Genomic DNA, 25,005 nt, shown 5'->3' with positions numbered 1-25,005 from the left:
AGATATTGAAGATATTCTTGTCATTGCAAACGCAGTTATTACAGCACTTCCCAATCCTCTATGGAACAGGCTCTATTGGTTCATCATAATGAATAACCTTTCCTTGTAAAGGATAAGGGTTAGACTCTGAAGGTTGGGAAAAACGTTCTAAGATTAGAATTTCTACTGCTTCGCCTGCCTGAAACAGTAAATCCTCAAGAATCAAGGTTTCGTTTTTAGTTAACTTTGTTTCAATTCGGTGTGCTTTCATAGTTACTCTGCTACTTCTGAATCTACTAATAAATCAGCAAATGGTTTCATTTGTCGTAATCCTTCCTCACGCCAATTATCATTATTTTCTCCTTCTTCTAAGTTAAATAATCTTTCTCTACACAGGATTTGCAACAACAATGACCAGCAGCGACTTTCTGTCAAAATCCACTCTACATCTTCGTCAGTGAAGGGAATGGGCGAACTCGCTATCAATTCCCGTGCTTCTATCTCAGTCAATGCTCCCAGATGTGCGGTGTAGCCGAAAATATTGAAAAAGGGTGAACTGTGTCCTGTGTTGTGCGCCATGTCAATCGGTGATTCGGGGGTAGCCAAGACAAATGCTAGATTCCCCCCTGTATGGTTAGTCGCCAAAGACCGCAAACTTTCCCAAAAGCCATCATCTAATTCTGGACAGCGTTGCAAGCCAACACTAATTTCATCCAATAAGATGACTGTGGGAAAATGCAAATTATCACTGACTATCTCCATGAAACGATCTAAATCGCAAGGTGTAGGCACTTGTATCTTGAGAGATTCTAGGATGTACTTTAGTAAACCTTCTCGGCTTTGCATTCGTGCGTCTTGCAAGTCTACAAAAATCCAACAGTAATTTTCTGGATGCGGTAGCCAGTCAGATTTTTGCTCAGGACGCAGCTGTTCTGCTGGGGTGGTGGTGATATTTTTGAGGTAGTGCAGCAGGGATGTTTTACCGCTACGCTTTTTGCCGATAATGGCGGAGTTTTGCAGGGGATGGCGTTTGAGCAAGTTGAAGAGACGTTTTAATTCTTTGTCGCGCCCAAAAAAGTAACGCGGCTGGGTGATGGGTGCGCCAGTGATGAAGGGTGATGCTTCCCCGTTAGTTGGCTGAGGTTTTGGCGGTTGAGTTTCTGGTTCTTTGTATGCAATGTCTTGCCACTCTAACCCCAGTTTTTTGCTAAGTTCTACAAAATTTAGATAGTCAACAGGTTTACCAGTGAGAAAGTTTTTGACTGTGGATAGAGAAAATCCTATATCAGTAGCCAAGGACTGTTGGCTGGGATAGCCGTTACGCTGAGGTGCTGACTTGACTTTTTCAATATGCTCTGGGGCTACTCGGAGCGAGCGCGCCATCATTCCTCATGGAGAATCTGCTGTGAGTATATCAGGTTTTTATACTAGCTAAATAGCCTTGCTGTTGAGCGATCGCCTCTTGCACTCTACTAAATTAGAGTCATCCTGAACTTAACGATAATCAACTAATAACTCGTCTAATGGATGACTATTTCTCAACTCCGTTCTCAGCCAGCACCAAGTTGTAATGGGAATGTAAGGAATTAAAGGCTTTAAAAATGAAACGAGAATTGGGAATTCTGCAAATTACCTTATCACTTTGCGGAGTGATGATGTTTGGTACAGTAACTTACGCTGCGATTAATATGGTGAATGGTCAATACCAAGTTGAAATAGCGCTCAATACTAAGGGACTCATCATTAAGTCAGATATTGACAAAAGGCAATGCGAAGCAGTAAAAAATATTGCCCAAAAGCAGGAAAGCACAAATTCCAACCAGAAGACGATTAAGTAAGAGTAAAAATCAGTGATGAGTTAGAATCAATAACTTCTAATTTATTGTAAATGAGTCTTTAATACTCGCGGACGAGTCTTTGATACTCGTGGACGAGTCTTTGATACTCGTGGACGAGTCTTTAATACTCGCTGACGAGTCTTTAATACTCGCTGACGAGTCTTTGATACTCGTGAATGAGTCTTTAATACTCGCGGACGAGTCTTTGATACTCGTGAATGAGTCTTTGATACTCGTGAACGAGTCTTTGATACTCGTGGATGAGTCTTTGATACTCGTAGTTTTTTTAACGAACCGCAAAGGACGCAAAGGACGCAAAGAAGGAGAAGAAATATCTCTATAAATGAAATGAAGTAAAGCAGTGCGTTAGCCTTTGGCGTAACGCACCCTACCAAAACGTTAAAGGAGTGGAAATTAATAAGGAGTTAAGAATAAATTACTCCTAACTCTTGTACAGACGCGATTAATCGCGTCTGTAATTTTTACAACGCACAAGTCAACTCGCCAGCTTTTTGACTGAAGCGGTGATTCTCCCGATAATCTACGGGACAATCTATCACGGCGGGCACATCTTGAGCGAGGGCTTCTTTCAAAGTGGGAATCAAATCTAAAGCTGATTCAACTCGGTAGCCTTTTAAACCCATACTTTCCGCTAATTTGACAAAATCAGGATTGCTAAAATGCACAAAGGCTGAGTTTCCTTTGCCAAATTGATTTTCTTGCTTCCACTCAATTAAGCCATAGCCACCATCATTGAAAATTATGGTGACAAAAGGCGTACCAACACGCAAGGCTGTTTCTAATTCTTGAGAATTCATCATAAAGCCGCCATCGCCTGTGACAGCAACGACTTTGCGCTTGGGATGAACCAGTTTTGCTGCTAAAGCGCCAGGAATGGCAATACCCATAGCTGCAAAGCCGTTGGAAATTATGCAAGTATTGGGACTATGGCAATGATAATGACGAGCCATCCACATTTTATGTGCGCCAACATCAGAGATGACGATATCATCTGGTCCCATGACTTGGCGTAAGTCATAAATTAACTTTTGCGGCTTAATCGGAAATCCGTCATCATGGGCATACTGTTCGTAATCAGCCCGAATATCTGACCTTAAGCTGATGCCAAAGGGATCGGGTTTACCTTGTCTGTCTGCTAATTTTAAGATTTCATAGAGGGAATCTGAAATATCTCCCACGACTTCGGCGTTAGGAATATAACTACTATCAATTTCTGCCGGACTTACCCCAATATGCACAATGGGAATTTCACCATTGCGATTCCATTTCTTGGGAGAAAACTCAATCAAATCATAGCCGATCGCAATTACTAAATCTGTGTTATCAAACCCACAGGTAATGAAATCTCTTTGCTGTAATCCCACTGCCCACAAAGCTAAGTGATGGGTGTAGGGAATCACGCCTTTACCCATGAAAGTATTGACAACAGGTATATTCATCAGGGTGGCAAATTGCGTTACGGCATCACTTGCATGAGCGCGAATTGCCCCATTTCCGACTAAAATTAATGGGTTAACTGCTTGGCAAATTGCGGCTGCTGCTGCCCGAATGCTAGCAAAAGATGCATAAGTTTTTTCGCTATTATCCTTACGCAAAGGTTTGCCTTCGACGGGCATGGCAGCAATATTTTCTGGCAAATCGATGTGAACTGCACCAGGTTTTTCGGATTGCGATCGCTTAAATGCTTTCCGTACTACTTCTGGTGTAATACTCGGTCGCACAATCTGCTTATTCCACTTGGTAACAGGTGCAAACATTGCCACCAAATCTAAATATTGATGGGATTCAATATGCATTCTATCTGTTCCCACTTGACCGGTAATCGCCACTAAAGGCGCACCATCAAGGTTAGCATCTGCTACTCCAGTCATCAAGTTTGTTGCCCCAGGGCCAAGAGTAGAAAGACACACTCCGGCTTTTCCTGTTAAGCGCCCATAGACATCGGCCATGAATGCTGCACCCTGTTCATGACGAGTCGTAATAAATTTAATCGAAGAATGTTTTAACGCTTCCAAAACGTGAAGGTTTTCTTCACCAGGAAGTCCAAAAATGTATTGCACTCCTTCATTTTCTAGGCACTGCACCAATAACTCTGCTGTATTCATTTTATTTCCTAACTATTTCTTTAGTCATTTGTCCTTTGTCATTTGTCCTTCGTCATTAATCATTTGTCATTTTTTTGGCTAATGACCAATGACCAATGACTAATGACTAATGACTAATCATTTAACCCACACAGTTTTAACATTGACAAACTCATGTATACCTTGGATACTCAATTCTCTGCCATATCCAGAACGCTTGATGCCACCAAAGGGCAACCGAGGATCGGATTTGACCATACTGTTGATAAACACGGCACCAGCTTCGATTTCCTCAACTAAGCGATCGCTCTCTTGTTTATTGGTTGTCCAAGCACTTGCACCTAAGCCAAAGGGGCTGTCATTAGCGAGTTTAATGGCAGCATCGATATCTGGAACCCGAAATAACAAGGCTACCGGGCCAAAGAATTCTTCTTTGGCAATTGCTGCTTCAGGCGGGATATCTATGATAATCGTTGGCGGATAAAAGTTTCCAGGACGATCTGATAAAGGATGTCCACCGATGAGGACTTTACCACCACTTTTTGTAGCAGCTTGCACTTGTTGATCTAAATCCTGGAGAATACCAGGTGTTGCCAGGGGGCCTAAATCGGTATCTGGTTGCATGGGATCGCCTATTTTCAGCGCCTCAAATTTTTCTAAAAGCAATTTTTCAAATTTGTCTGCGATCGCATTTGCCACAATAAAACGTTTTGCTGCAATACATGATTGCCCGTTATTTAACATCCGCGCTGTAGTAGCTGTGACAACTGCTGTCTCTAAGTCAGCACTTTCTAACACAATAAATGGGTCACTTCCTCCTAATTCCAAAACTGTTTTTTTGATTTGTTTAGCAGCAGCAACAGCGAGGGATGCGCCGGCTGGTTCGCTTCCGGTCAAGGTAGCAGCTTTTACGCGGTCATCAGCCATTAAATCAGCAACTTTGGCAGCGCCTATTAATAGAGTTTGAAACGCACCTTCAGGAAAACCTGCCCGTCGGATAATATCTTCAATTGCTAAGGCGCACTGGGGCACGTTGGAAGCGTGTTTGAGTAAGCCGACATTTCCCGCCATTAGCGCTGGTGCAGCAAAGCGGAAAACTTGCCAGAAAGGGAAATTCCACGGCATCACTGCGAGAATCGCACCCATTGGTTGATAACGTACAAAACTCTGGTTGGCATCAGTTTTTATACTGACATCAGCTAGAAAACCAGGGGCGTGTTCGGCATAGTAGCGACAGACAACGGCGCATTTTTCGACTTCCGCGATCGCTGCTTTAAATGGTTTACCCATTTCTAGAGTCATCAACTTAGCAAATTCTGCTTTGTCTTGCTCTAAAATATCAGCAGCTTTTTGCAGCCAGTGTGATCGTTCAGAGAAACTAGTCTGACGATAGTGTTCAAAAGTCTGATTAGCTAAATCGAGTTTAGCGACAATCTCTTCATCATTGAGCGCCTCAAAGGTTTTGAGCGTCTCCCCAGTGGCGGGATTAATGGTAGCGATCGCCATTACCTGACCTCCCGTTAAAAAATAGCTTCGTTAGGCTTCCTAGTGTTACACAGATCAATTCTGGAAGCTACCACCCAAATTCTAGTCTTTTACTCAATAAATGGTTGCTAGATATTACAGATTTGCAATTAAAATTGAACTAATATATACAAAATAATTAAGTATTTATATTTATAAACCAGTCTTTTGGCAGTGGTTAGTTGCTATTGACTAATGACCAAATAGCACTAAACTAAGCAAAAATGCTTATGAGTCAAGCCGTTTGCAATTACTTGCGTATTTATCTAGTCAAAAGGTGTTTGGAATCCGCCAAATTCTCTCAAGTAAGCAAGAATAGAAGTACCATTTTCATCTTGAGAAACTTGGTTATTAAGCAGCAACTTGATAACTCCTCCTTCACCACACAGATGTGCAGTTGCAAGAATTCCAGATGTGGTGATGACTACATTTTCTCGTCGTTGTCCGATAAATTCTTTCATAGAACGTCCATTTAGTTGATTTTCGATCAGTCTCCACTTATATCGAAAAGCCTCTTGAATAGCTTTTTCTTGTACATTGTTTTTATTATTTAGGAAATCTTGCTTACTATTAATTGCATTTTTTCCTTTCCATGTACCACGCCAATAATTCTTATCTACACCATTTTCTCCACCAAGATAAGGATTAGGAGTATCGTAATAACCAAGGTCTTTGAGTAAAGCTTCTCCAAATTGGTATTTACCTATAAAACCCAATCGGTTCTCAATATTATTAGGTGGATTTTCTTGTCCTATTTCTCTTCGGCAAAGTGCTAATAAAAAATCTTTATAACTATATTTTAGCTGAGAATTTTGGTTTGTTTTTAAAACATAATCGCTGTTTTTTAAAATCCTGGAAGTGTAACCGTATTCATGTGAGAAAAAGAATGTATCTAAAAAAACTACTATTACTACAATTGCAAAATATTTACTAGTTGTTTGTGTGAATAATTTTGTTATTAGTAATACAGTCCTTAACTTATCTAATATATCAGATAGAGAAATCATAATTTGAAATTGGTACAGAAATATTTTCAGCTGTTTGTGTATCGCTACTTCTTCTTTGGTAAGGGAACAAAGCAAAGACCAGCATAATAAAGAGAAGATACAAAACACTGAGGTAGTAAGGCAAATGAAAGAATTAGAATACAAATAAAAAATCCAATATCTTGCGTTTCTGGATTTGACATGAAAAGGATAAAAAGTAAATTAACAAAAAAGAACGCGGACATAAATATTAACTTTTTAGAAAATCCACCGATCAAAACTGATGTTTGAGCCGCTTTCCATTGAGAATTTCCTTTAAAAAAAGGCAAATCTTGCCAAAAAGATCCATCTTTTTGATTTATTCCTTGATTCTCATCACTAATTCCACGAGTTCCCCAAGAACGATTATCTACATTTGCAAAAGTATACAAGATAATTAGTGGAGAAAGCCCACAAAAAAAGCGATAGAGGATAAATCCGGAAAATAGTTTCAGCCACTCCCTCGGATGAGAAAATTTTAATATAATATATACTTCAAAGAGAGTTCTAAAAATAATTAACAATAACGTCATATAACTAATTAAGTTTTTGTCAATCTCTTCCTGTATAAATTTTATAATCCCACCAAGTATTCCATAGTATAAAGCGAAAGTCAAAACTAAAAAATTAAACATTATCCATAAATAAGTTCGTTTCATGGAACTATTCATAACTTAAAAACTGAAAATTACTGAATATAACAAAACTCCGAGAGCAATACAAATCGGCGGAAAAAATTATTAAAAAACTGAGCTTGTGATATAATTACAGAGATTGTAGCAATGTTTAGTAAACAATAAATAAATTGGAAAAATGTAATTATCCACTGAATAAACCCCCGTTTTAATGGTTTTACAAAAGAAGGGCTATGAAAAAATAGCAACTCCATTTGATTATATAATGTTGACTGAAACCATCGTTTTTGTTGTGTGATATAAGAACTAATTGTCTCTGGTAAAAATGTTTTAGCAATTGCATTTGGAACATATCTAATGTTGTATACCCTACTAATTAAAAGTGTAGTTAAGTAACGGTCTTCTCCAATTTCAAGGCAACTAATAGCATTCACATCGTCATTTTTTGGTATTTGAGAAAAAGCCGCTAAACATTCTTGAAATGCAGAATATTTGATTAACGAAAAAGCTCCTGAGAGGCAAGTACATTTTGCAAAAAAGTTTTTACATTGCTTTTCAACAACATGTCCATAAAAATAAATACAATATTCCTGAATGAGAATAATGATGTTATTTAGATAGATATTTTGAATTTGTAGGTATCCACTAGCACCTGCACAATTATCATCGATATCTAAAACTATAATTCGTAATTCATAATTGGTGATTATTCCCATTCTTCATTATGCTCAATGCCCAATCCCTAAAGATTAATGATTGGAGCAATGATTGTTGGCACTGGTTGCAATTTCGTCTGATAAATTTTAACTAATCGCTCAATACCTTTGAAACGATAATCTCCCATTTCTTGGAAGTCTGAGGGTTGTGAAAGCATTGTATGGGTGGCTTCACTAATCACGCATTCGCTAGGGGGACAAACTCCTTCCATCCGAGCAGCAAGATTAATCGTCGCGCCTAATGCCGTATAATCTACCCTTTGGGAACTACCGACATCTCCCACCACTGCTTTACCGCTATTAATCGCAATACGTAATTGCAGGGGTTCGTGCCAAAAACCATTGGCATTAAGATGTTCGAGACGAGTGAGCATTCCCTTGGCAGCAGTAACAGCGCGATCGGCATGATCTGCTTGCGGTTCTGGAGCGCCAAAAAATGCCATAATGCAATCGCCAATATATTTATCTAAAGTGCCGCCGCAACCAAACACTTCTTTTAGCATTTCTTCAAATAAATTATTTAATAGTTGAGCGATCGCAGTTGGTGTTAACCTTTCAGAAATTGCCGTAAAGCCAACTAAATCAGCAAACAAAATACTGATTTCGCTCTCGGCGGGAGCTAAACGACCACCCGGTAATCCGCCTACAGATATCAACTGCTGTACAACTGCTGGAGAATGATAACGTTCTAGTCGGTGACGAATCATCTCTTCAGTTTTGAGTTTCTCTACTAATAGCCAACGCTGCACACTAGAAGCTACAAGGTTTGCTAAAGCTGAAAAAAAGCTCAATTCTTCTTCACCTTCATTTGCCCAATGGTAAGAAGAAAAATTGGCATCGGCATACAGTACGCCCACAACTTTATTTTCATCCCATAAAGGCACTGCCATCGCGCTACGAATGCCTTTGACTAAAATACTCTGTTCGCTAGCAAACCGTTCATCCTGATGAGTATCACCGGTTTGAATGACGACTTTTTCCTCAAATACCTTTTGACAGATACTACGACTAATCCAACTACCATCAGAGGGGAGATGTTTGTGTTGGGAAACGTTTCTAGTGGCAGCATTCATTAATTCCAACTGGCCGCAACCATTGACATCAATTAATAATGCCAAGCGATCGATACTATCAAGGTAACGAAAAACTACTTGCTGCACCTGAGAAAAAATCTCTTCTATAGACGCGGCTGCACAAAGATTTTTCGCTATGTCCACTAAGTCTTTGAGACGGGCAATAGTTTTGTCCTTATTATTGATGTTGCCATCTTTGCTATCAGCTGCAATCCATTGCTGTTGTAATTGTTCAACATTATGAAGGATTGTTCTTTGCTCATTAATGTCCGAAATTCCAGGATACTCAGGTGTCGGTTGAGAAACAGGGGTTGTGAGCAGTACAACCAGGCTAATATTGCCCAGCCAAACGATATCGCCGTGATGTAACTCTTGAGGATAGTTAACCAGATATTTATTGACTTGCGTCCCGTTTTTGCTGCCCAGATCCTCAATAGTCCACACACCATCAGCCGTTTTTACTAGGCGAGCATGGTTGCGAGATACTCCACCAAAAGGTAAGTACAGGTTACATTCCGGCAAACGACCAATTGTAAATATATCTTGGTCAACTGCGATCGTTGTCTCGGTATCTCCCTCTTGTAGGCGTAGCGTGAGTTCAGTCATGAGTGTGATAGATCCATCGAAGCTAGAGGTCAAGCAACTCTAAGGTAAGTTATACCCTACAGGTTAACCTTCACCTTTTCTTTATGACACTGTTAACTGCATTCTGACAATTGTATGTGACAGATATTACATTGAATGAGGCAATTTTGCTAGAGTTTCAGTTCATATCGTGTCTGGCTAAAGACTTATCATTTAGACCGCAGTTCTTGCTGGGGGAAAGAGGCTTTTGGGATTTTTGCACAGATTCGGTAATCATAAGTAATTAACCGGACTTAATATCAGAAGGGGTTGGGAGGATGAAAAGTCTCTGGCACAACTCTATAAAGACTTGTGTATATAGCGAAAATTTGTAGGCCAGAGGAATGGAAGTGAGGTTTTCCAGAACCCGTGAAAAATCAATCTATTGAACAGCTAACGAATATCAGCGATCGCGTTTAGCAGAACGGCGCGATCCAGATGAACGAGCGCCAGGTTTCTCACCATTGGTGGCAGGTGGCGCTGCTTTACGTTTAGCCGATGTCTGTGGTAACGGTTTAGGAGTACGAGTCGGACGCTTATCACCTCCAGGCTTGGCTCTGTGTTGCCGTCCATTTGGGATCGCTTCTGGCTCAATGTCGAGATTAGGCCCAAAGCCAGCGATTACTTCCCTCGGCAAACGCTGCTCGATCAATTTTTCGATATCTTTCAATAGAGGGTATTCATCGACGCATACCAGCGATATGGCTTCACCTGATGCGCCAGCGCGACCGGTGCGACCAATGCGATGAACATAATCTTCTGGTACATTGGGCAAATCAAAGTTAACAACATGGGGCAGTTCGCTGATGTCAAGACCTCTAGCAGCAATATCTGTCGCCACCAATACCTGTAAGCTGCCATTTTTGAACTTTGCCAGAGCGTTGGTACGCACCGGCTGGCTCTTATTACCGTGGATTGCCAATGCTTGAATGCGGTCTTCGCCCAACTGCTTCACCAAACGGTCAGCACCATACTTAGTGCGAGTGAACACTAGCACTTGATACCAATTATCTCGCCGAATCAGATGAGCCAGTAATTGGCGTTTCTTGTCACGGTCAACCTGGTAAACTTTCTGTGCGATCGTGTCCGCAGTAATGTTGCGGCGTGCCACTTCAATCATCGTTGGGTTATTGAGCAGTCCAGCGGCCAGTGCCTTAATTTTGTCTGAGAAAGTAGCGAAAAATAGCAAATTCTGCCGCTGTTTGGGCAAGAGTGAGAGGATGCGGCGGATATCATTAATAAAACCCATGTCCAGCATCCGATCGGCTTCATCCAGCACCAAAACCTCAATCTGCGATAGGTTCAGCGTACCCTGCTGTACGTGGTCTAACAGTCGCCCTGGAGTAGCGACCAAAATATCCACTCGACCCCTCAAACGCTGTTTTTGTAGATTAATACTGACTCCGCCAAACATCATCATCGAGTTGAGATTTAAGTACTTGCCGTACTCGCGCACGCTTTCTTCCACTTGTGCAGCGAGTTCGCGAGTCGGAGTGAGAATCAACGCCCGGATTGGTGGGTATCCATTAAGCGTACTTTTGCTCTTGTTGGACGACAATCGATGCAAGAGCGGCAGTGTAAAACTAGCGGTCTTTCCAGTGCCAGTTTGTGCTCCAGCTAATAAATCTCTACCCGACAAGACAGCAGGAATGGACTGCATCTGGATTGGCGTGGGTTCCGTGTACCCTCGTTCGGTAACAGCACGGATAATTTCATTGGACAAGCCGAGATCGGAAAAAGACATAAGACTCCAAAAATAACATCGGCCTGTCGCCAATGAAGGCGTCAGTCTTAGGCGGACGGATAAAAAATCATTGAAAAGCTGGATGGGCAGTAGCGCAAAGACTGAAGAGCGAGTGCCGCAGTAGTTCATTCTAACAGATTGCTATCCTTTGTGTTGTTAAAGTTGCTCTGATTCAGTGTTGTGTTAAATTGGCATTACCTGCTTGTAAAGCAAAGTATTGAACAAATAGGAGAAATTCATTATCGCAATCCAAAAGCAACTGATTAATTCACAAATCAAGTCACCTAGCGTCTTCTTGATTGACCATGAGAATAACAATCGTGGCCTGATCGACACCAATGAGGCGTTACAGCTAGCCGAAAGCTTAGAGCTTGACTTAGTTGTAGTCTCTCAAGGTAAAGACGCTCCAATCGCGAAGATTCTCAACTATGGCAAGCTTCAGTATCAAAAGAAAAAACGTCAGAGCCAAAGTGCTAGGCCCACGGTAAAGGAAGTTCGATTCGGTCTAAACGTGGGTGTGGCTGATTACAATTTACGCATCGAACAAGCAGGTGAGTGGTTAAGTAAAGGCGATTCTGTCAAGTTTGCCATTCGTTTACGAGGCCGAGAACATCAATATCGTGACAAAGCGGGAGAACTGCTAGACCGAATTGCAAACGATCTCAGTCAAGTAGGTAAAATCCAGTCGCTGGATAAACGCGCCCTAGTTGTTCAAGTCATTCCTGCCTAGTTATCTGGCGATCGCTCGAAGATGTATTTGTGGCAGCTTGTAAGGAACGAAAAAAGCCGGAGATAGTACTGTAGCTTCTATGGAAAAAACAGTCAACTGTTGCTCAAGGTGAATTTGACTTTCCGACCAAACAAGCGCCACGCGCCGGGATATAACCAATCAATCGGCGCATTTAGTAATTAGGTGTGTCAAGGCATCAATCAGGCGATCGCTTTCCATTGGTACAATGTCCTGTCCATGCATCACATTTTGAGTAATATGAAAATGCACCAATGCTCCTAAGAGAATTCTTGCTGTCGCCTCTGGGTCAGGTATCTTTAATTCTGGAGCCGCCAAGTAGTGAGTGAGAGTTTCTGCTACTGGCTTAATCATTGCCTGAATACAAATTTGAGCTAACTCAGGAAAACGCCCAGATTCCCCAATTAGTACTCGCATAAATGCACTATGTTCTTTGTCGTTAAGCATCTGATCTAATGCTTTGGTTGCTACCTGGCGCAGTATGGTGGCTGGTTCTCCCTGAATCGGTTCTGTGCCAAAAATGGAGCTATTCTTTTTACTTGTCAGTTGCTCTAACAGTACTTTAAAAAGTCCTTCTTTATCTTGAAAGTGGCTGTAGACTGTCGCTTTAGAAACACCTGCTGCTAGTGCTACCCGATCCATACTTGTACCAGCATAGCCATGTTGAAGGAATTCTTGCATTGCCCCTTGCAGAATTTGCTCCACTTTATCAACGGAATTGTCTCGATCAACTTCGTCAGCTTTGATGCGTACCATTTATTAATCATCCTTTCTTATAAACAATATTAATAGATGCTGCAAAATACCCAGTACAAAATGGCGAAAATAAACATAAGTAGGTCGGCGGAAAAATTTGTCGTTGGAATAAGGTAGGAGGCAGGAGGAAAGAGGGTTTTAGTGTAGTTTATCTTTCTTCACATAGTTTGGTTTAATTGTGCCAACTTACTTACCCTTCGATAAAGCTCAAAAGCCTCTATTGTCAGCTTTCCTCTGTTCTACTTTCTTGTAGTAGACAATCAATCCCAATAGGGAATAGCATTCAGCTGCATAATGCCGAGCAAACATGATTGACAAGTTTAGTTATATCATGTTGACTAAACTAGTCCGTTTAGTTTAGCATAAATTTAACTGTACAGTTTAGTACAAGTTGCTACTGGTGGTCAGGGGAAAATAGTATGGAGCAAAACAGGAATTCAGAGGGTTTAAGGTCTTCTCAGAATCTTTTGCGATCGCCTCTTTTACTTGCAATAATTGCATCTCTAGCAATAGGTGGAATCAGTGTTTATACAGTGATGAAGCTTCAAGCTGCAACTACTAATGAAAAGCAAAAAGCACCAGTAGCAGTTCAGCCTGTGGTAAAAACAGTAACAGCATTAGGGCGGTTGGAACCAAAGGGAGAGGTAATAAAACTGTCAGCGCCTTCTTCAAATGGTGAAGGAAATCGGGTGGAGCAACTATTGGTGAAAGAAGGCGATCGCGTCAAAGCTGGGCAAGTAGTTGCGATTATGGACAACCGCGCTCGCCTACAAGCTACTTTAAGTGAAGCACAAAAACAAGTTCAAGTTGCCAAATCCCGCCTTAACCAGGTAAAAGCTGGAGCTAAACAGGGAGAAATTGGAGCGCGTCAAGCTACGGTGAATCGTGTACAAGTAGAACTAGAAGGAAACATTAAAACTCAGCAAGCCACTATAAATCGTCTAGAAGCAGAACTCCTTGGGCAACAACGCAGCTTGCAAGCAACAGTGGCTCGCGTAGCAGCCGAGAAAGGTAATGCCCAAGCTGACGTACAGCGCTACGAGACTTTATATAAAGCAGGAGCAATTTCTAGCGAAGAAGTTGATAAAAGACGCCTAAGCGCCGAAACTTCTACTCAAGCCTTAATTGAAAGTCAAGCCACCCAGACAAGAACTGTAGCGACCCTACAACAGCAGCTTAATGAAGCAAAAGCCAACCAGGATCAAACCCTCGCCAGCTTGCAACAGCAGATTAACGAAGCAAAAGCTAACCTAAATCAAACCACTGAAGTTCGTCCCACAGATATAGCAAATGCACAGGCAGAGATAGACAGTGCTCAAGCCACCGTGGAGAAAATTAGAGCAGAACTGGCAGAGGCATACGTTGTGGCTCCTAAAGCCGGTCGAATTTTGGAGATTAATACACGAGCCGGAGAAACTGTTGGCAATGAAGGAATTGTGGCTCTAGGTCAAACCGACCAGATGTATGCAGTAGTAGAAGTCTACCAAAGTGATATCAAGAGAGTGCGTCCGGGACAACCGGTGCTGGTAAGCAGTGATTCCCTCCACAATCAATTAGGGGGAAGAGTGGATTGGATTGGTATGCAGGTAAAGCGGCAAAATCTGATCAATGCTGACCCCTCTAGCAATATTGATGCCAGAGTAGTGGAAGTGCATGTGCAACTAAATAAACTATCCAGCCAAAATGCTTCTAACTTAACTAATTTACAAGTCAAGGCGGTAATTGAACTGTGATTGGATTTATCCAGCAACTGCGGCGGCGAACGCCTTTAGGATGGCTGCAACTGAGTCATGAAAAAGGTCGTCTTTTGGTGGCATTGTCAGGTATTGCCTTTGCCGATGTTTTGATGTTCATGCAGCTAGGGTTTCAGAATGCCCTGTTTGAAAGTAACACAATGCTGCATCGCAGTATGCAGGCTGATATGTTTGTGATCAGCCCCCAAGCACGTAACCTAGCATATATGTCTAGTTTTACGCGGCGGCGGTTGTATCAAGCAATGGATGTACCAGGTGTAAAGTCGGCAGAAGGAATGTATGTCAACATTGTTGATTGGAAAAATCCCCAAACACATCAGAAAACGACAATATTAGTTATGGGGTTCAATCCCGATCAACAAGTGTTGAACTTAGCGGATGTGAATCGCCAGATAGATGCTATTAAGTTACCAGATACTGTTCTGTTCGATCGCGCCTCTAGAGGAGATTACAACGAAGTACTCGCCAAAATTGACCAAGGTAAACCTGTTACAACCGAAATAGAACGGCGGACAATTACTGTTAGCGGCTTATTTTCAGTCGGGGCTTCCTTCATAGCCGATGGTACTTTAATTACCAGCGACCAGAACTTTCTGCGACTATTTCCCAGACAAGAAGCCAGCAGTGTCAGTCTCGGTTTGGTGCAGCTGCAACCAGGCTATGACCCAAAACAGATGAAAACAGCTTTACAATCTCATTTAGATAATGATGTTAAAGTTTTAACCAAAGCAGAATTTCTCGAATTTGAAATAAATTACTGGCAAACAAATACAGCGATTGGATTTATCTTCAGCCTGGGTGTCACAATGGGGTTTTTGGTGGGCGTGATTATCGTCTATCAAGTTCTTTCTACAGATGTGAATTCCCATATCAAAGAATACGCCACTTTCAAAGCAATGGGGTATAACAATCTCTATTTATTAGGTGTGGTGTTTGAAGAGGCGATAATTTTGGCAATTTTAGGTTTTATTCCAGGAGCGATCGCACCTTTAGGACTTTATCATTTAACTCGTAATGCCACCAATTTGCCAGTTTACATGACCGTAGCACGGGCCTTGACGGTATTAACACTGACTATGATTATGTGCATAATTTCTGGTGCGATCGCCACCCGTAAATTACAGTCCGCCGACCCCGCAGATATGTTTTAGAAAATGGAGCATCGAAAATGGGGCATAGGGATAATTAACAATTTACAATCTAAAATTTAAAATTGGTATGCCTTCTGTCATCTCTGTTAAAAATCTCGACCACTACTTCGGTCATGGTGGACTCCGCAAGCAAGTTCTCTTTGATATCAACTTGGATATTAACGCTGGCGAAATTATTATCATGACTGGGCCTTCTGGTTCTGGTAAAACTACACTTCTCACCTTAGTCGGCGGCTTGCGTTCTGCCCAATCTGGCAGTTTGCAGATATTGGAACAAGAACTGTGTGGCGCTAACAAAGCCCAACTTACCCAAGCGCGACGCAGTAACGGTTATATTTTCCAAGCGCACAATTTGCACGGTAGCCTGACAGCACTCCAGAACGTCAGAATGGGCTTGGAAGTACATAATAATATTTCACCGCCAGAAATGAAAACTCGGTCAGCCCAAATATTAGAGGAGGTAGGATTAGGAGATCGCCTGAATTATTATCCTGATGATTTATCTGGGGGACAAAAACAACGGGTAGCGATCGCTCGTGCATTGGTTGGTCGTCCTAAAATAGTCTTAGCAGATGAACCTACTGCCGCCCTTGACAGTAAATCGGGACGAGATGTGGTCAACCTGATGCAAAAACTAGCTAAAGAGCAGGATTGTACTATTCTCTTGGTTACTCATGACAACCGCATTCTAGATATTGCCGATCGCATTGTCTATATGGAAGATGGCAAGTTAGTAAATGACCGTGCTGTTGTTGCAGTCAGTTAAGCTGTTAGGTCTTCCAATAGATATCTAATGAAATTAAATATACGTTATTCATAATCCTTGTATAGACGTAGCAATGCTACGTCTATACATTATTTTTGGGAAATGCCTAATAAGTTTATAACCGCCGATTTAAGATTAAGTTTACTACTCCGCATTGTATAAAAACGATAAATTTTAAATATTCTTTAATTTTTAAAAGTATCCGATAAAAATATCATCCTTTCTAAGTGGAAATAATTCTAACTTTTAGATAAGTAGAATTATTTTTTTAGATTTACTATTATAGATCGGATCTACTTGTTACATAAACTTAATCATAAAAGGTTGACATTGATTAAAATTATTCATAATTTTGAAAAAAAAGACTTATTTTATTTACTTAATTTGATTCTGATTGTTGGCGCTGTTACAACCCGTATTTTTGAAACCCTTTACTATACCTGAGTGCTTTCATAAACCTAAGGTAGGTTACTAGGAAAATCAACTTCTCAATCACTAGAAGGATTTGTTATTTTCCTATCCATCTAAATGACCTTATCTAAGTAAAATGTCAACGATTTACAATCTTGTTATGGACTTGGAAGTGATAAATAAACAATAACTGACTCAAGAAGTAGGAATTAGCAAACAAGTACGGAGAAAAGCCTAATCTGTTCTTTTTTCTGCGCCACTAGTTAAGAGGTAATCTATGGTGCGAAACTCAAAGCTAGGGTACAGAACGTTCCCTAAGTCTATTCTGCGTCCATCCGTTGCTATAGGTATAATTGCATCTTTATTGGTTGGCGGAATAAGTTTTTATATAGTAAAACGCTGGCAAAATTATGCAAATCCAGAAGCACAAATACCAGTAACACAATTACCACAGTTAAAAACGGTAACAGCTTTAGGGCGACTCGAACCACAGGGAAAGGTCATTAAACTCTCTGCTGCGGTGTCTGCGGAAGGAAGTCGGGTAGAAAAGTTGTTGGTGAACGAAGGGGATAGGGTAAAAGTAGGACAAGCGATCGCAATTTTGAACAGCCGCGATCGCCTTCAAGCAGCATTCAAAGAGGCGCAAGAACAAGTGAAAGTAGCTCAGGCAAACCTAAACCGTACCCAAGCAGGTGCTAAACGCGGTGAAATTGCCGCCCAAAAAGCTGCGATCGCCCGCCTAGAAGCCCAACGACAAGGTGATATTAATGCCCAAGCAGCGACAATTGAGCGATTTCAAGCCGAAGTGCGTAACGCCCAAGCAGAAGACGAACGCTATCAGCAACTATATCAACAAGGCGCAATTTCCGCTTCCCAACGGGATAGTAAGCGTTTAAACTTGGAAACCGCCCAAAAAAGCTTGCAAGAAGCCCAGGCACAGTTAAATCGTACCCAATCAACTAGTCAGCAACAAGTTAAACAAGCCACAGCAACACTCGATGAAATCGCTGAAGTGCGCGGAGTGGATGTAGAATCTGCTCAAGCAGAAGTCAATCGTGCCGTAGCAGCCATGAATCTGGCAAAAGTTAATCTCGAACAAGCTGTAGTGCGATCGCCCCAAAATGGACAGGTATTTGAGATCCATACCCATCCTGGGGAATTAGTATCAAATGATGGCATTGCAGATATTGGACAAACCAGCCAGATGTATGTCATCGCCGAAGTCTATGAAAGCGATATCAGCAAAGTGCATTCACGGCAGCAAGTGCGAATCTTTGGTGATAACCTCCCGATTGAATTGCAGGGAATCGTAGATCGCAAAGGCTTGCAAGTACGACGACAGAATGTGATTAACACAGATCCTGTCAGCAATATCGACAACAGAGTAGTAGAAGTCCACATCCGACTAGATGAAGCTTCCAGCCAAAAAGCCGCCACCTTAACCAATATGCAAGTTAAGGCAGTAATTGAATTGTGAAAAGGGCATGGGGCAGGGTGCAGAGGAAAGGAATTTTCCCCCTGCTCTCTGCTCCCTGCCCTCTGCTTCCCTGCTCCCCCTCCCCCAGTAACTAATTATGGGATTGTTCAAACAACTGCAACGGCGAACACCTCTAGGATGGCTGCAACTGAATCATGAAAAAAGCCGTCTTTTAGTGGCATTATCAGGCATTGCCTTTGCGGATCTTCTGATGTTCATGCAGCTAGGCTTTCAAACTGCGCTGTATGACAGTAACACCAGACTACATCGCAGTTTGCAAGCAGACATTGTTTTAACCAGTCCCCAAGCCCGTAACTTAGCAAGCTTGTCTACATTTTCTCGGCGGCGACTTTACCAAGCAATGGATATACCAGGGGTGAAGTCGGCGGAACCAATGTATTTCAACAACACAATCTGGAAGAATCCCCAAACACACCGTGAGACAGGGGTGTTAGTTATCGGCTTTAACCCAGACAAACCAGCCTTTGATTTACCAGATGTTAACAAGCAATTGCAAGCGATCAAAATGCCGGATACCGTCTTGTTCGATCGTGGTGCAAGAGGAGATTATCAAAAAGCGATCGCTCAAATTGACCAAGGTAAAAGCCTGACTACCGAAATAGAACGGCGCACAATTACCATTAGTGGCTTATTCCAAGTCGGGGCTTCTTTTGGCTTTGATGGCAACCTGATTACCAGCGATCAAAATTTTTTGCGGCTATTTTCTGGGCGACAGTCCAGCAGTGTCAGTCTAGGTTTGATTCTTCTAAAACCAGGTTATGAACCGAAAAAAGTAGCAGCAATGCTCAAAGCCTACCTCAGAGATGATGTTAGAGTATTAACCCACGCCGAATTTATTGAATTTGAAAATAACTTTTGGAGAACAAATTCCCCAATTGGGTTTATTTTCAGCCTGGGTGTATCGATGGGGTTTGTGGTGGGCGTGATCATCGTCTATCAAGTCCTCTCTAACGATGTTAATGCCCACGTTCGAGAATACGCCACCTTCAAAGCAATGGGATATCGCAATTACTACTTGCTAGGTGTGGTGCTTGAAGAATCGTTGATTTTAGCAGCACTGGGCTTCTTCCCTGGATTGGGAGTGTCCTTAGCACTTTATCAACTGACTCGCAGTGCTACAAATTTGCCCATGTACATGACTGCGATTCGGGCATTGCAGGTGTTAGTACTGACCATCATTATGTGTACAATTTCCGGTGCGATCGCCACCCGCAAACTCCAAGCCACCGATCCCGCTGATATGTTCTGAAACTAGTCCTTTGTCATTAGTCATTTGTTACTACAAAGAACTAATGACTAAGCACAAATGACAGTCATCACGAGTAATCGACCTACTTATGATTAACAAACTCGTCATCTCCATCCAGAATCTCGACCACCACTTTGGTCACGGCTCACTCCGCAAGCAAGTTTTATGTAATATCAACTTAGAGATTAACGCTGGTGAAATTATTATCATGACTGGGCCCTCTGCTTCTGGAAAGACTACCTTGTTGACCTTAGTGGGTGGGTTGCGTTCTGCCCAATCTGGTAGTTTGCAGGTGTTGGAACGAGAACTTTGTGGTGCTAGTGCTGAAGAACTAGTGCAAGCACGACGCCATAACGGTTATATTTTCCAAGGACATAACTTGCATGGTAGTTTAACGGCACTCCAAAACGTCAAAATGGCTTTAGAATTGCACAAACATCTTGGGTTAAAAAAAATGCAAGCTAGGTCAGCCCAAATGTTAGAGCAAGTAGGATTAGGAAATCATTTGCATTATTACCCTGATAAACTGTCTGGGGGACAAAAACAACGAGTAGCGATCGCTCGTGCTTTAGTCAGTTATCCTCAAATAATCCTCGCGGATGAACCCACCGCCGCCCTTGACAGTCAATCGGGACGAGATGTAGTCAATCTCATGCAAAAACTAGCAAAAGAACAAGGCTGTACCATTTTGATGGTTACTCATGACAACCGCATCCTAGACATTGCCGATCGCATAGTTCAGATGGAAGATGGCAAACTCAAGTCAAAAGTAATACTATTAGCCTAAAGTTAATTAGCGTATTCCTTCATTCAGAGTTGATTTATAAAGTAAATCTGAAGTGTGGCGTGGCACATTCACATTTCTGCCTTAATATCATAGTTTTTTGGCAACTAAAGCCTTATTATCAACAAATTTTAAAATATTTACCACTAGTCCTATAGTTTAATATATCCTCACTGACTTACTTACCTAGTTTAAGTAATTTCCCCATACCGATTTTAACCTAACAATGTGATATTAGTGTCCAGTCGAAAAAGTGTCCAGTTGATTACAAGATTTCCTTCAAGTATTATTTATGCAATCACAGTTAAATTTTATGCTCATTGTCAATGTCATACACCTTGGTTATTAGAGTTAAGACCAATTTCCTAAAATTACAGATAAAATGATTTGCCCTTGCAATCCATAAGTACCTGGAGAATTTCCAAAAATTTATGGTTGTCAACAACATTGGCTTCAAACAGGAAACACTAGCGATAATAAGCTAATCTATTTTCCAATACAAGCAAGGAATTTTTTGTAGTTTTATGATTATTGAGAATAGTGCTAGTAGTTCAAACAAAAAGTTGCTCGATTTTGATGTCAAAACTTTGACAGTCAATTGTCATGCAATAAATGTGTTAAAGGGAATATTTGCTGTTCTCCCGATCGCCTTGGCATTGCCTGTAGATGCTTTGCAAGTAAAGGTGATTCCAACTAATCCTAAATTAGGGGATACACTCTCGGTGGAGATTAATCTAGATAATCCAGAGAATCGTACAAATCCAACAGTAGCTAGTGGTAAGAATACATACCCAGCCTTTGAAATTGCACCCAATCAGTATCGGGCATTTGTTCCCACAACTCCATTAGAAAAAGCTGGAACTAGAACACTTCGGGTTGCAGGGGATGGTCAAGTTAAAAACTTGGCAGTGAATGTGCTTAATCGCAAATTCCTCGTACAACGTATTACTTTGCCACCTGGCAAAGCCGGAGTGGATGCCACAGAGTATGAGCTGAAGCGTGTGGCAGCATTTAAGGCGCTACAAACACCAGAAAAGTATTGGAATGGAGTATTTCTGAAGCCAAATGCAGGGCGGATGAGTACAAACTATGGTGTACGTCGCTACTATAATGGTACATTTGCAAAAGACTACTATCATCGTGGTCTCGACTACGCTGGTGCTGCCGGTTCACCAGTAATTGCCCCAGCCGCTGGGCGAGTTGCTTTGGTAGGTAGGGTATCCCAAGGGTTTCGGATACACGGTAACGTAGTTGGCATTGACCACGGTCAAGGAGTAACTAGTATTTTCATGCACCTAAGTCGTATTAACGTTAAAGAAGGTGATTTTGTAAAAGCTGGTCAACTAATTGGTGCGGTAGGTTCAACAGGTGCAGCCACGGGGCCACATTTACACTGGGGTCTGTATGTCAACGGACAATCTGTTGATCCAACACCTTGGCGAACTAAGGTCGTTAACTAGTAGAGGCAGAATTGATCTTGTCTTTGCATAATTTGTGTATTTTTTGCTGATAATTAGGCAAAATAAATTGGATTGATACCGTCCCTACCTTGCTTGGCTAACATAAATGATGATAAGCGTTATGAGTATCGAAAAAATTGTAGAACAAGCTCTCCAGGATGGTTATTTGACACCAGCAATGGAAGCAGAAGTCGGTAGAATCTGTGATAACGCCTCGGAACTCTCAATTGAAGAGTATATGGCGTTGGATCGGCTAATGGGTGCGCTATTGACTGGTGAGGTAGTGGCGGTACCTCGCAAACAATTCATTAACGTTATGGAAGAATTGGTGCTGACAGAAGCGATCGCACGAGTCGCAGAAATTGAAGCCACCAGCGAAAGTTCTTTAGATGTCGGGGATATTGCCGCTTACGCTCTCAACCGTCTACCACCTTTGTATGCTACTACAGAAGAGGGTGCTAACTTCCAGCGCCAAACAGCTCAGGCACAACTGCAAGACTTAATTTCTCAACAAATAAGTGAGGCGATTAACCGTTACCTCGATCGACCCAATTTCTTCCCAGAACGTCAAGCCTTGGGTAAAAATACTGGTAATGAGGTTGTACGCCAAGTTAGTGCTTTACTCCAAACATACGCACCTAACTTTGAGCAAAAATTATAATTTTAAGAGTCATTAGTCCTTTGTCCTTTGTCTAAAACAAATGACAAAGGACTAATGACTCTTAACTAATTAATCACGTACTAACACTGTTGTCCCTAAACTCACTTGCTCATATAACAATCGGACATCAGAATTACGCATTCTTAAGCAGCCGTGCGATACAGCCGTTCCTACCAGGTCAATATCCGGCGTACCATGAAAGCCAATTTCATTCCGTCCATCTGACCAAAAACCAATCCATCTATCTCCCAAGGGACTATCCGTACCAGCCTCAAATACTTTGCCAGTAATCGGGTGACGCCAGATTGGATAGTGTCGCATGTGGATCACCTGGAAAGAACCTGTAGGCGTTTCCCAACCTTTCTTGCCGACAGCAATCGGGTAGCTAGCTATCACCTCATCTCCTGCGTATACATAAGTACGGCGATCACTTAAATCAACCACCACTTGCGTCTTGACATTGGCCAGCCTACTAGATGGTATTTGTTGGGCTGAAGCCTTAGACCACAGACCTTTTGGCCAACTATCCGCAACTGGATTTTGTCTTTCTACTTGCGCCACCAGCCGCGTCTGAGTTGGTAGGTCGCTTGCTTTAGCTACATTATTCTTAATAATTTGGGGCTTAGTTTGAGGCTTAATCGTAGAAGGCTTGAGAGAAGCCCTACGAGTAGTTGTTTTAGCTAGATTCTTCTTAATTATTTTTGATTTAGTTTTAGGTTTAATAGCAGAGGACTTTGGTGTAAACGTCCTCTGGGCAGTCGAGCCTTGGGTAACTTCATCAAGTGGCACAGATCCACCCAGCGCAATTTCCCCCAAACTCACTTGGGAAAGATTCTTGTAGACTCCCTCTGGCCGGCTTCCCTTAAGATTGGTTCGGGTAGAATCTCGCCGCATCGAAGTAGATGCAGACTTCTCATACTGCCGTTCCGCCGTACTAATGCGCCAATGGACAGCTAAGGATAAAAATGCTGTGCCAAAACAAAGCAGCATTACCATACGCCCTACAGATTCGTTTCTTACCATTGCCATCGCCTATTGTTTATCCCTGACATATCCAGCCGAGCAATTGGATGAGTTCATCATCCGATTATCAAAAATTTATCAATACTTATCATTTCTGCTGTAAATCTGCCAACACCTCTGGGCAAACTAAGACTATGCAAATTGTCCCAGCGGCAAAATTCCAAGTGAGCAACCTCATTCCTCAAAAGTTCTGAGGATCGTAAGCCTCTCCTCGGACTTTTTGGTGGAACTCTTGAAATGTAGCAATCAATCATTAATGGTGTAGGTGGATGAAAAACCATGTTTGAAAAACTATTGCTAGCGGTCACAATTACATTTTCCCTCAATTTCTTTTTTCAAGTTCGCGTACCAGAGCAACATAACTCTAGTGCTGCCTTCGGGCCACAACCAGAACAATCCGCAACTATTCTGGTAACGAAATCAAAAAATTAAATCACCATCTTAGCAACCACAGCAACCTAACTTCCAGAAATTATTACCCGAATTTTAAAGGTATCAAGAAGTTAGAATTACAAAATTTTATCTTCATTTTTATAGCCAAATTTAATTATTTTGATCAAGCGTATATACCCAGTTGCTAAAAGTACTAAAATGTGCATAGTGTCGCGCCTTTGTTCGTTGATGGGTCTTAGGCGACTATGGGAGCAGTATAAGGAAAAGTGGCTCTGCTTATTGCTATAAATGTATCCAAAATTGTCTGCTTCAGTGTTCCAGTCATAAATCCGTCACCTGAGCATGGAACTTCTGTCTCATTAGCAGGTCTAATAGATAGGGATGATTTAGAGCCAGTACGATCTATGAGTCAATCGATTACTGTATCCTGGTCAACGGTTGATGCAAAGTATCCAGAAGCATCAGTGCAAGTTGACAAACTCCCTAACCACGATTTAATTTTGCGCTGTCAAGCCGGACTGCGACCAGATCGTGCTGCTTTTGCGGAACTATTACGCCGCTATCAAAGTCAGGTCGATCGAGTTCTATACCACTTGGCTCCAGATTGGCCCGACAGAGCCGATTTGGCTCAAGAAGTTTGGATTCGAGTGTATCGGAATATTAACCGATTACAAGAGCCTGCTAAATTTCGGGGCTGGTTAAGCCGCATTGCCACGAACTTGTTTTACGACGAGTTACGGAAACGCAAGCGGGTTATGAGTCCTTTGTCACTGGATGCTCCCCGTTCCTTAGAGGACGGCGAGATGGATTGGGAAATCGCTGGCGATACCCCAGGTCCTGAGGAAGAACTGACAACTAGAGAGTTTTACGAGCAATTGCGGGAAGCGATCGCGGATTTACCAGAAGTTTTTCGTACTACCATTGTCCTTAGAGAAATCGAAGGCATGGCTTATGAAGAAATTGCCGAAATCACTGGAGTTTCTCTAGGAACTGTGAAGTCAAGAATAGCCAGAGCTAGATCGAGGTTGCAAGCCCACTTGCAGAATTATCTAGACTCCTAATTTACAGTATCTTGCCTCTGGCATTGG

The 25,005-nt window shown here is 41.9% G+C and carries 24 protein-coding genes; 12 read left to right on the top strand and 12 right to left on the bottom strand.

The window, feature by feature from the left end:
• Positions 1 to 58: 58 nt before the first annotated feature.
• Positions 59 to 250, bottom strand: a complete 192-nt coding sequence (locus V7L12_RS07910) for a hypothetical protein (protein WP_335083632.1) — start codon at positions 248 to 250, stop codon at positions 59 to 61.
• Positions 251 to 252: 2 nt separating this feature from the next.
• Positions 253 to 1,365 (bottom strand): ATP-binding protein, encoded by a 1,113-nt coding sequence (locus tag V7L12_RS07905; RefSeq protein WP_335083630.1) that lies wholly within the window; start codon positions 1,363 to 1,365, stop codon positions 253 to 255.
• A gap of 215 nt (positions 1,366 to 1,580) precedes the next feature.
• On the opposite strand from V7L12_RS07905, the gene V7L12_RS07900 reads away from it, so the two are divergent.
• Complete coding sequence (locus V7L12_RS07900; protein ID WP_335083628.1) at positions 1,581 to 1,817, top strand: hypothetical protein; 237 nt, start codon at positions 1,581 to 1,583, stop codon at positions 1,815 to 1,817.
• 79 nt (positions 1,818 to 1,896) lie between these two features.
• On the top strand, positions 1,897 to 2,160 hold the full coding sequence (locus V7L12_RS07895) for a hypothetical protein (RefSeq protein ID WP_442947876.1): 264 nt from the start codon (positions 1,897 to 1,899) through the stop codon (positions 2,158 to 2,160).
• A 139-nt stretch (positions 2,161 to 2,299) separates the two neighbouring features.
• Here V7L12_RS07895 and V7L12_RS07890 read toward each other — a convergent pair whose 3' ends face one another.
• The 7 genes from V7L12_RS07890 to V7L12_RS07860 all read right to left on the bottom strand — a co-directional run bounded on the left by V7L12_RS07890 (position 2,300) and on the right by V7L12_RS07860 (position 11,263).
• Entirely contained in the window at positions 2,300 to 3,943 is a 1,644-nt protein-coding gene (locus V7L12_RS07890; RefSeq protein WP_292859977.1) for an acetolactate synthase large subunit, read from the bottom strand.
• A gap of 117 nt (positions 3,944 to 4,060) precedes the next feature.
• The gene (locus tag V7L12_RS07885; protein WP_335083625.1) at positions 4,061 to 5,428 is read right to left on the bottom strand and encodes an NAD-dependent succinate-semialdehyde dehydrogenase; all 1,368 of its coding nucleotides are present in this window, start codon (positions 5,426 to 5,428) and stop codon (positions 4,061 to 4,063) included.
• A gap of 284 nt (positions 5,429 to 5,712) precedes the next feature.
• Positions 5,713 to 6,453, bottom strand: a complete 741-nt coding sequence (locus V7L12_RS07880) for a hypothetical protein (protein ID WP_335083623.1) — start codon at positions 6,451 to 6,453, stop codon at positions 5,713 to 5,715.
• 44 nt (positions 6,454 to 6,497) lie between these two features.
• A complete protein-coding gene (locus V7L12_RS07875; protein ID WP_335083621.1) occupies positions 6,498 to 7,130 on the bottom strand; it encodes a hypothetical protein in 633 nt (210 codons plus the stop codon).
• A gap of 29 nt (positions 7,131 to 7,159) precedes the next feature.
• The gene (locus tag V7L12_RS07870) at positions 7,160 to 7,822 is read right to left on the bottom strand and encodes a glycosyltransferase family 2 protein (RefSeq protein WP_335083619.1); all 663 of its coding nucleotides are present in this window, start codon (positions 7,820 to 7,822) and stop codon (positions 7,160 to 7,162) included.
• A gap of 26 nt (positions 7,823 to 7,848) precedes the next feature.
• Positions 7,849 to 9,501 carry an adenylate/guanylate cyclase domain-containing protein gene (locus V7L12_RS07865; RefSeq protein ID WP_335083616.1) on the bottom strand — a complete coding sequence of 551 codons (1,653 nt, stop codon included), beginning with the start codon at positions 9,499 to 9,501 and terminating at the stop codon, positions 7,849 to 7,851.
• Positions 9,502 to 9,922: 421 nt separating this feature from the next.
• Positions 9,923 to 11,263 (bottom strand): DEAD/DEAH box helicase, encoded by a 1,341-nt coding sequence (locus tag V7L12_RS07860; RefSeq protein ID WP_335083614.1) that lies wholly within the window; start codon positions 11,261 to 11,263, stop codon positions 9,923 to 9,925.
• Between the two features lie 238 nt (positions 11,264 to 11,501).
• Between V7L12_RS07860 and infC the strand changes: the two genes are divergently transcribed.
• Complete coding sequence (infC, locus tag V7L12_RS07855) at positions 11,502 to 11,993, top strand: translation initiation factor IF-3 (protein ID WP_334927146.1); 492 nt, start codon at positions 11,502 to 11,504, stop codon at positions 11,991 to 11,993.
• Here the strand turns inward: infC and V7L12_RS07850 are convergent, their stop codons facing one another.
• Entirely contained in the window at positions 11,994 to 12,152 is a 159-nt protein-coding gene (locus V7L12_RS07850) for a hypothetical protein (RefSeq protein ID WP_334818784.1), read from the bottom strand. It lies immediately after the preceding gene.
• Positions 12,153 to 12,767 (bottom strand): TetR/AcrR family transcriptional regulator, encoded by a 615-nt coding sequence (locus tag V7L12_RS07845; RefSeq protein WP_335083612.1) that lies wholly within the window; start codon positions 12,765 to 12,767, stop codon positions 12,153 to 12,155.
• A gap of 419 nt (positions 12,768 to 13,186) precedes the next feature.
• On the opposite strand from V7L12_RS07845, the gene V7L12_RS07840 reads away from it, so the two are divergent.
• From V7L12_RS07840 to V7L12_RS07805, 8 genes are all read left to right on the top strand, one after another.
• Complete coding sequence (locus tag V7L12_RS07840) at positions 13,187 to 14,500, top strand: HlyD family efflux transporter periplasmic adaptor subunit (RefSeq protein WP_335083611.1); 1,314 nt, start codon at positions 13,187 to 13,189, stop codon at positions 14,498 to 14,500.
• Positions 14,497 to 15,672, top strand: coding sequence for an ABC transporter permease DevC (gene devC, locus V7L12_RS07835; RefSeq protein WP_335083610.1), 1,176 nt, complete (start codon positions 14,497 to 14,499; stop codon positions 15,670 to 15,672). The genes V7L12_RS07840 and devC (V7L12_RS07835) overlap by 4 nt, the downstream gene beginning before the upstream one ends.
• A gap of 67 nt (positions 15,673 to 15,739) precedes the next feature.
• The gene (locus V7L12_RS07830; protein WP_335083608.1) at positions 15,740 to 16,438 is read left to right on the top strand and encodes a DevA family ABC transporter ATP-binding protein; all 699 of its coding nucleotides are present in this window, start codon (positions 15,740 to 15,742) and stop codon (positions 16,436 to 16,438) included.
• A gap of 691 nt (positions 16,439 to 17,129) precedes the next feature.
• Positions 17,130 to 18,326, top strand: a complete 1,197-nt coding sequence (locus tag V7L12_RS07825; protein ID WP_442947878.1) for an ABC exporter membrane fusion protein — start codon at positions 17,130 to 17,132, stop codon at positions 18,324 to 18,326.
• 97 nt (positions 18,327 to 18,423) lie between these two features.
• The gene (gene devC, locus V7L12_RS07820; RefSeq protein WP_335083604.1) at positions 18,424 to 19,596 is read left to right on the top strand and encodes an ABC transporter permease DevC; all 1,173 of its coding nucleotides are present in this window, start codon (positions 18,424 to 18,426) and stop codon (positions 19,594 to 19,596) included.
• Between the two features lie 88 nt (positions 19,597 to 19,684).
• Positions 19,685 to 20,383, top strand: a complete 699-nt coding sequence (locus V7L12_RS07815; protein WP_335083602.1) for a DevA family ABC transporter ATP-binding protein — start codon at positions 19,685 to 19,687, stop codon at positions 20,381 to 20,383.
• Between the two features lie 521 nt (positions 20,384 to 20,904).
• Positions 20,905 to 21,840: a M23 family metallopeptidase gene (locus V7L12_RS07810; RefSeq protein ID WP_335083600.1), complete on the top strand. Its 936-nt coding sequence runs from the start codon at positions 20,905 to 20,907 to the stop codon at positions 21,838 to 21,840.
• A gap of 121 nt (positions 21,841 to 21,961) precedes the next feature.
• The gene (locus V7L12_RS07805; protein ID WP_190909652.1) at positions 21,962 to 22,501 is read left to right on the top strand and encodes a late competence development ComFB family protein; all 540 of its coding nucleotides are present in this window, start codon (positions 21,962 to 21,964) and stop codon (positions 22,499 to 22,501) included.
• A gap of 69 nt (positions 22,502 to 22,570) precedes the next feature.
• Here the strand turns inward: V7L12_RS07805 and V7L12_RS07800 are convergent, their stop codons facing one another.
• On the bottom strand, positions 22,571 to 23,524 hold the full coding sequence (locus V7L12_RS07800; RefSeq protein ID WP_442947875.1) for a L,D-transpeptidase: 954 nt from the start codon (positions 23,522 to 23,524) through the stop codon (positions 22,571 to 22,573).
• Between the two features lie 797 nt (positions 23,525 to 24,321).
• Between V7L12_RS07800 and V7L12_RS07795 the strand changes: the two genes are divergently transcribed.
• The gene (locus V7L12_RS07795) at positions 24,322 to 24,978 is read left to right on the top strand and encodes a sigma-70 family RNA polymerase sigma factor (RefSeq protein WP_094352725.1); all 657 of its coding nucleotides are present in this window, start codon (positions 24,322 to 24,324) and stop codon (positions 24,976 to 24,978) included.
• Positions 24,979 to 25,005 lie beyond the last annotated feature (27 nt).

It is taken from the genome of Nostoc sp. (assembly GCF_036918245.1).
Lineage (GTDB): Bacteria > Cyanobacteriota > Cyanobacteriia > Cyanobacteriales > Nostocaceae > Nostoc.
Note: the sequence above shows the minus strand (reverse complement) of the source record. Positions and strands in the feature narration are given on the sequence as shown.